Below are 6665 nucleotides of genomic sequence, written 5' to 3'. Positions count from 1 at the left end.
GCTGGTGAACCCCACGTGAATAACCCTCCAAGTGTCACAAGGCCGCTCTCGAAGGCCGCTGGAGCACCATCATGCGGTTCTTCGCAGGACCCAAGCTTCTGGTCATCGACGAGCTCGGTTATCTCCCGCTTCCCGGCGACGGGGCCTCTGCCCTCTTCCAGGTGATCAATCAGCGGTATCTGAAATCGAGCACGATTCTGACCACCAATGTGGGCATCGCCAAAGCGCACATGTTCCGGCGAACTCGTGCAAGGTGCTGCCGAAACTTCACGGGTTCGGCAGTAGTCCGGCGTCCACGTGGTCGGCGAGATAGATCAGGGTGGCCTGCGGGTCCATTCCGAAGGCAGCGGCGACGAGCTTGGGGTCCATCGTGTTCACCAGGTCGACGAGACGGGTGCTGCGGATCATCCGGGGCGGATGTCCGCAGTCGTCAAGAACGTGGGAGAGATAGGCAGTTGAGGCCGGGCTTCGCCCGGCCTTTGTTCCTTTGGTGACCATCACGTGAGGGTTGGCTGTCGGCCATGCCTCGCGGTGGGCCAGGCACCGCTGCATCACGGTCCAGGAGGCGGGGTCCAAAGGAACAGGGTGGGGTCGCTTGCCGAGCCTGGCGGTCTGGGCCACTGGGTCGATGTCGGTGACTTGCAGCATCCGGGCCTCGGAACTCGAGGCTCCGTGCAGGAGGGCGAGCATGCCGACCAGGGCTTCGTGCGGGTGGACGTGTTCGTCGGTGGTCCAGCGGCGGAAGAGCTCGCGCTGCTGGTTGAGGGTGAGGGTCCGGCCGCGGAAGCCGTTCGATTCCTTCGCTGTCAGAGTCCGTGCCGGGTCGACCAGGACGATGTGCTGCGAGCGCGCGAAGCGGAAGAACTGCCGCAGGACGACGAGTCGGCGCTTGCGGGCCTTGGGCAAGGTGGCGAGGAACGCTTCGACGTCATGCACGTCGACCAGGGCCCAGTCTTCCTTGCCGCGGTGGTCGGTGAGGAAGCGGGCCAGGTCCCGGAGGATGCCGAGGGCGGTTTCCAGGGTGTGATGGCTGCGGGGCCGGGTGCCGGCCCGGCGGGCCCGGTCCTGGGCCCGCATGCGGAAGGCGTCGAAGGCGGCGACAGCCGCCCTCATGGGTTCGGGGATGGCGTCGATGCGGCGCTTGCGCCGCCCGGCGGCGAGCCGTTCGGCCTGGTCAGTGGGCAGAGCCAGGCCGCGAAGGGTGAAGAAGTCTTCGAGGGCACGGGCGAAGGGACCCATCGACCGCCCGGGGCGGCGTGACCGTTCCAGCAGGGCCTGGGGCGAGTTGGAGTATTCGTCCTGCAGGAGGCGGCCGAGGTCAGTGACCAGGCCGCAGGCCCGGGAGACGCAGAAGCGGGTCGCGACATGGGCGACGAAGTCGTCGAGCCATACGGGCGGGTTGGTGAGCTGGTCGCGGAGGTGTTCACCGCGGATGAAGGGGCGGCCGGGGTGCTTCTGCCAGCAGGCCGAACACAGGCCGAGGCCAGCATGCCGTCGCAGATGCCCGCACTCGCGGCAGGCCCGCGGCGGCTGCTTGGCTTGCCGGGGCCGAGAGCAATGCCCGCACCAGCCGGTCTCCTCGCGGATCAACCCCGGCCTGCCGCAACGGGGACAGGGCCGCTGGGCGGCGAGTCTCTCGGCCTTTCGCCGACAGACCCCACACAGCCGGTTGCCTGCCGCACGGACGGGATGACCGCACTGTTCGCAAACGCGCGAGCAGGTGATGCAGCGGCCAGTGTCCTCCCGGAGCACGCGGTCCTTGCCGCAGGACGGGCATACCGTCTTCCCCGCCTGTTCCTTCATGCGAAGCCAGCACCGGCAACAGTGCTGGCGATCGAGATAGCCGACGGGGGCACCACAAGTGACGCAGTCCCGTTGCTTCTTGCCCATCGCGACGTCGACCGGTCACAGGGGCGGCATGGACCGGCCCCGGGAGGAGGCACCAGCAGCTTTGGGGAGGTCGGCGACGGGCCGGGGCGGTGTGATGGGCCGCTCGACGGGGGTGGTGTCGACCTCGATGAGGTCGTTTGGGGTGCACTCCAGAGCGGTGCACAACGCGGCCAGGGTGGTCATCTTCACCTGCGATGGTTCCTTGGTGAACAGGGCGGACACCGACGCGGAGGACAGCTCCAGGCCGGCCTTCTCCGTCAGCAGCCGCCGGAGCTCGGTTCCGGTCCAGACCTCGCGCTGGGCGGCGGCCATCCGCAGCCGCCATCGGATCTTCATGCCGTGGTGTCCTTCCCGGTCAGTTCCGCCAGAGTGCTGGCCACTGCCCGCTGATAGGCGTCCTCGATGAACGTCGCGGAGGGCCGGACATATCGCATGGTCGAGCTGACGGTCCAGTGTCCGAGCATTTGCTGGATCGCCACGAGATCGACGCCGCGTTCGTAGTTGTGGGTCGCGCAGGCCCTCCGCAGGGCATGCGGGCTGAACCGCTCGGCCGGCGGGCGTCCTTCGAGTTCCATGAGATAGCGGAGCCGGTTGCGGATGGTCCCGCGGTGCAGGTGGCCGCCGGACTCGTCGGCGAACAGCACAGGTGAGTCGGGGAACTTGGGCCGCACGTCGTCGAGGAACCATCGCAGCACCAGGTCCAGGCCGTCGAGCATGGGCACCCAGCGCGGCCGCGGCCCGGAGGTGTGGGCTCCCTTGCCGAAGCGGACGTGGAGCTTGCCGAACGGGCCGCGGACGAAGTGCACGTCCGGCTTGTCCAGCAGCGATGCCTCTTCCGAGCGGAGCCCGGCGTGATACAGCGTCCGGATCATCGCATAGTCCCGGGCAGCGGGTCCGTACTTCCTGGCGGTGGCGATCCGCTGCTTCATGAAGTCGAAGAACTCCGCCACCCGCTCCGGTGTCGGAGGCGGCACCAGGGCCGGGGAATCGTCACCGACATGCCGGGAAGCGTTGAACTCGTCGACCGGGCAGACCAGCCGGACGCCGAACGCGGCCTCGATCTCGGCCGCCTTGCGGACCTGCAGGAACCGGTGGAACCCCTTGAAGATCTGGACATACTCGCGGCGCGTCGAGGTCTTGCGGCCCTTCACCGCGAGGTCACCGACCACGCGGTCGATGTCCTCCGGGGTCACCTCCCACGCGGGCCGGCCCAAGGCGGCCAGCGTCCGCTCCAGCAGGCCGATGTCGTTGTCGACGGTCACCGGACTGAATCCGCGAGCCCGCCACGATGCCACGAACGCGTCGACACACGCGGTCTGAAACTGCCACGGATCCGTGACCAGCGGCTCCTGCGGAACGGCTCCGCCCGCGATGACCTGAAGTCTCGCCTCGGCCACCGGCACACCTTCCTCGCACCTGAACGGTCAAGGCGGCACCTTGAAAACAGGGGCACCGCCGCGAGAACCAACGAGGACCGCAGGAACGGGAGACGGGCAGGTGGCAGCGACAACTCTCGTGAGGGAACAAGTGCCAGCCCCAGATGACTGGGCAGGCGCGTTCGGTGACGCCACCGTCGCAGCTGCCATGCTCGACCGTCTCCTCCACCGGGCCGCAGTAGTCGGCATCGACGGTCCTTCCTACCGTCTCCGGTCCCACCAGGCCCACTCCGACAAACTCCGCGCGGGGGTGACCGGCCGTGCTGGTTGAGCTCCGCTCCTGCCCCATCTGCTGGACACAATTCGAGGTCAACACCCGCGCAGGAACTCGCCATACCTACTGCTCACCCCGCTGCAAATCAGAAGCCTCACGCCGGCGACGCCGCGAACGAGACGAAACCCACCGCGGAACAGAGAGCATGGCTGATTCACCTTCACATCCGCCGACCCCTCTCACTCCGACGGCCACACGCAATTGCCCCCACTGCGACAAGCCAGTCACGATCGTCGCCCTCCTGGCCACCCCAGAAGCCGCACGTCCCACCATCCCCGCAGCAAACCCGGACGTCATCCCCATGCGCCGGAGCTGAGCCGCAGCAGACGGAAATTCCAGCGACGTGACAGCAGCCATTCATTACTGAGCTTGTTCAGCGGTGAGTTTCCAGGGTGAGGATGGCTTTGGCGATTGTCGTGAGTCTGGTGGGGTGGCATCGGGTTTTGCGGAGGATGCGCCAGGTCTTGACCGATGCGATGGTTGACGGCGGACGTGCAAAGCTCCCCGCAAATGGTCCGGAGCCCTCCCCTGTGGCGGACATAAAGAATCCCCGCTGATGGACGCGTGATCTTTTCCGGCGTCTTAATCACCCGGCCTGTTGTCTTGGCCGGTGTGAAGTGCAAGGAGGAGATCATGGAGATTTTGGAAGCATACGACCTTACGGGTAGTTACCGTGGGGCGGCCGAGCTGGCCGGGGTCGATCACCACACGGTGAAGCGGTATGTCGAACTTCGCGGCAGGGGTTCGGACCCGACGAAACGGCAGTCGCGGCCGAAGATGATCGACGAGTTCATGCCGAAGATCGAGGAACTCATCGAGCGGTCCAGCGGGCGGATCGGTGCCGACAAGGTGCACGACAAGCTCACTGCCATGGGGTTCAAGGGCACCAGCCGGACCACCCGGCGGGCGGTCGCAGCGGCGAAGGCGTCGTATCAGGCCGGTCACCGCCGGGTGTTCCGGCCGTGGATTCCCGAGCCTGGGCTCTGGTGCCAATGGGACTGGGGAGACGGGCCGAAAATCGCGGGCCGCAAAACCTGGCTGTGGTGCGCGTGGCTGGCCTGGTCGAGATACCGGGTGGTGATCCCGGTGCTCGACAAGACACTGCCGACCATAGCGAGTTGCCTGGACGCGACGCTGCGGCAGATCGGCGGAGCCCCGACCTATGCGCTCACCGACAACGAGCGCACGGTCACCACGGACCATATCGCGCGAATACCGGTACGCAATCCGCAGATCATCGAGATCGGGCATCATTACGGGCTCACCATCAGGACGTGTGTCCCGGCGGATCCGCAGTCCAAGGGCGGGTCCGAGGCGACGGTGCGGATCGCGAAGCGGGATCTGGTGCCGACCGCGGTGAATCTCCGCCCGGCTTACCAGACGTTCGCCGAACTGGAGGATGCCTGCCGGGAGTTCACCGAGGAGGTGAACAGCAAGGTCCACCGGGCGACCCGGCGCCGGCCCGTCGAGGCCCTCGCCGAGGAACGGCACCGGCTGCACCGGCTCCCGGAGAACCCGTTCACCGCCGCACTCGGGACGACGAGGAAGGTCGCGAACGACGCGACGATCTCGGTCGATTCGGTGCGGTATTCGGTCCCGCACCAGCTCGCCGGGCAGACGGTCTGGGCCCGCTTCCACGGCGACGAGCTCGTCGTCACCGCGGTCACCGAGGACGGCGCCGTCGAGGCGGCCAGGCACCGCCGCTCGACACCGGGCAACCCCTCGATCCTGGACGAGCACTACCCGCCCCGCGAGGACAAGGAAGCCGACCGCACTCCGAAGGCCACCTCCGCCGAGGAAGCCGCCTTCCTCGCCCTCGGGCCCGGGGCCGCGTCCTGGCTGACCGAGGCCGCCGCGGCCGGGGCCCGGCGCCTGCGGCCGAAGATGGCTGAGGCCGTCACCCTTGCCAAGCTCCACGGCGCCGCCGAGGTCGACCGGGCGCTGGGGACCGCGGCGATCGCCGGCCGGTTCGCCGAGAACGACCTCATCTCCATCCTCGACCACCACATCGGACGCCAGGTCCCCGAGCCGACCCGCGCTTCGGAGGACCACAGCCTCCAGCCCGGCACGTCCGCCTGGTCCCGCTTCGGCGTCGCTCCTGAAGGAGACGAACACTGATGGCCACCCCTCTCCGCACTGTCTCCGGCTCGAACGGTGACCCGCTCGCCGAGGCGATCGAGCTGACCAAGCGGCTGAAACTCCCGCACATTCGGCGGGCGTTGACCGACCTGATCCCCACCGCCAAAGCACAGAGGTGGGACCCGGCCGAGGTCGTCCGTGTCCTTCTCGCCGAGGAAGCGGCCGGCCGTGATGCCGCGAACCTCCGCACCCGCCGCAAGCGGGCCGGTTTCCCCGCCGGGAAGACCTTCGGCGACTGGGACGAACAGGCGTCCTCCATCTCCCGTCAGGTCCAGGACTCGCTCAAGACGCTGGAGTGGATCTCCCGCAAGGAGAACCTCTGCGTCTGCGGCCCGTCCGGCACGGGAAAGTCGCACTTCACCGAGGCCCTCGGCCAGGCCGCCGTCGAGGCGGGACTGACGGTCGCCTGGTTCGCCATCGAGGACCTCGGAGCCCTGGTCCGCCGTCACCGCGTCGACGACTCCCTCGCCAGAGCGATGACCAGACTCATCCGGTCCGACCTCATCATCGTCGACGACATCGGGCTCCTGCCCGTCTCCGCCGATGCCGCCGAGGGCTTCTTCCGCCTGGTCGATGCCGCCTACGAGAGGCGGGCCCTGGCCGTGAGTTCGAATCTCCATCCGTCGGGATTCGACGAGATCATGCCCAAGACCCTCGCCACCGCGACCGTCGACCGGCTCCTTCACCACGCTCACGTCGTCGTGACACAGGGTGACAGTTTCCGGCTCACCGAGGCCACTTCCGGAAAGGGGGTGAGACCCCTGAACTGACCCCCTGCCGGAAAGATCACGCATCCCAGCGGGGAATTCTGCTGTCCGCCGGGGAGGAACCGTGTCCGCGAGCGCGGGGGTTCCGCTGTCCGTCACCGGGGGCAAACCGGTGGCCATTGACAGATGGTTCTCTCGACGGGCCACCGGAGGCGGGAG

General features: G+C 67.7%; 6 protein-coding genes and 2 pseudogenes. 4 read left to right on the top strand and 4 right to left on the bottom strand.

The features are described from left to right. Positions 1 to 50: 50 nt before the first annotated feature. Positions 51 to 212 (top strand): annotated as a pseudogene (locus tag ACLHRZ_RS36230) (ATP-binding protein); the annotation flags it as partial. A 55-nt stretch (positions 213 to 267) separates the two neighbouring features. On the opposite strand, the gene ACLHRZ_RS36225 reads toward ACLHRZ_RS36230, so the two are convergent. From ACLHRZ_RS36225 to ACLHRZ_RS36215, 3 genes are all read right to left on the bottom strand, one after another. Next, the gene (locus ACLHRZ_RS36225; RefSeq protein WP_490422853.1) at positions 268 to 1590 is read right to left on the bottom strand and encodes a tyrosine-type recombinase/integrase; all 1323 of its coding nucleotides are present in this window, start codon (positions 1588 to 1590) and stop codon (positions 268 to 270) included. A 315-nt stretch (positions 1591 to 1905) separates the two neighbouring features. After that, a complete protein-coding gene (locus ACLHRZ_RS36220) occupies positions 1906 to 2226 on the bottom strand; it encodes a helix-turn-helix domain-containing protein (protein ID WP_490422852.1) in 321 nt (106 codons plus the stop codon). Further along, positions 2223 to 3287 (bottom strand): tyrosine-type recombinase/integrase, encoded by a 1065-nt coding sequence (locus ACLHRZ_RS36215; protein WP_490422851.1) that lies wholly within the window; start codon positions 3285 to 3287, stop codon positions 2223 to 2225. Before ACLHRZ_RS36215 ends, ACLHRZ_RS36220 begins: the two co-directional genes overlap by 4 nt. 148 nt (positions 3288 to 3435) lie before the next feature. Between ACLHRZ_RS36215 and ACLHRZ_RS36210 the strand changes: the two are divergent. Next, positions 3436 to 3597 (top strand): annotated as a pseudogene (locus ACLHRZ_RS36210) (ATP-binding protein); the annotation flags it as partial. Positions 3598 to 3893: 296 nt separating this feature from the next. Here ACLHRZ_RS36210 and ACLHRZ_RS36205 read toward each other — a convergent pair. Beyond that, on the bottom strand, positions 3894 to 4235 hold the full coding sequence (locus ACLHRZ_RS36205; RefSeq protein ID WP_490422855.1) for a hypothetical protein: 342 nt from the start codon (positions 4233 to 4235) through the stop codon (positions 3894 to 3896). Here ACLHRZ_RS36205 and istA point away from each other — a divergent pair. Both istA and istB read left to right on the top strand, forming a co-directional pair. Then, entirely contained in the window at positions 4213 to 5718 is a 1506-nt protein-coding gene (gene istA / locus ACLHRZ_RS36200) for an IS21 family transposase (RefSeq protein WP_490422854.1), read from the top strand. The genes ACLHRZ_RS36205 and istA overlap by 23 nt on opposite strands. After that, the gene (gene istB, locus ACLHRZ_RS36195; protein WP_490422850.1) at positions 5718 to 6509 is read left to right on the top strand and encodes an IS21-like element helper ATPase IstB; all 792 of its coding nucleotides are present in this window, start codon (positions 5718 to 5720) and stop codon (positions 6507 to 6509) included. Before istA ends, istB begins: the two co-directional genes overlap by 1 nt. The last annotated feature ends 156 nt before the right edge of the window (positions 6510 to 6665 follow it).

Source organism: Streptomyces sp. AM25, from assembly GCF_058146165.1.
Note: the sequence above shows the minus strand (reverse complement) of the source record. Positions and strands in the feature narration are given on the sequence as shown.

Bases quoted from the DNA above. Each gene is read 5' to 3' on its own strand.
- ACLHRZ_RS36220 (WP_490422852.1), bottom strand. From the start codon at position 2,226: ATGAAGATCCGATGGCGGCTGCGGATGGCCGCCGCCCAGCGCGAGGTC.
- ACLHRZ_RS36205 (WP_490422855.1), bottom strand. From the start codon at position 4,235: ATGATCTCCTCCTTGCACTTCACACCGGCCAAGACAACAGGCCGGGTG.
- istB (WP_490422850.1), top strand. From the start codon at position 5,718: ATGGCCACCCCTCTCCGCACTGTCTCCGGCTCGAACGGTGACCCGCTC.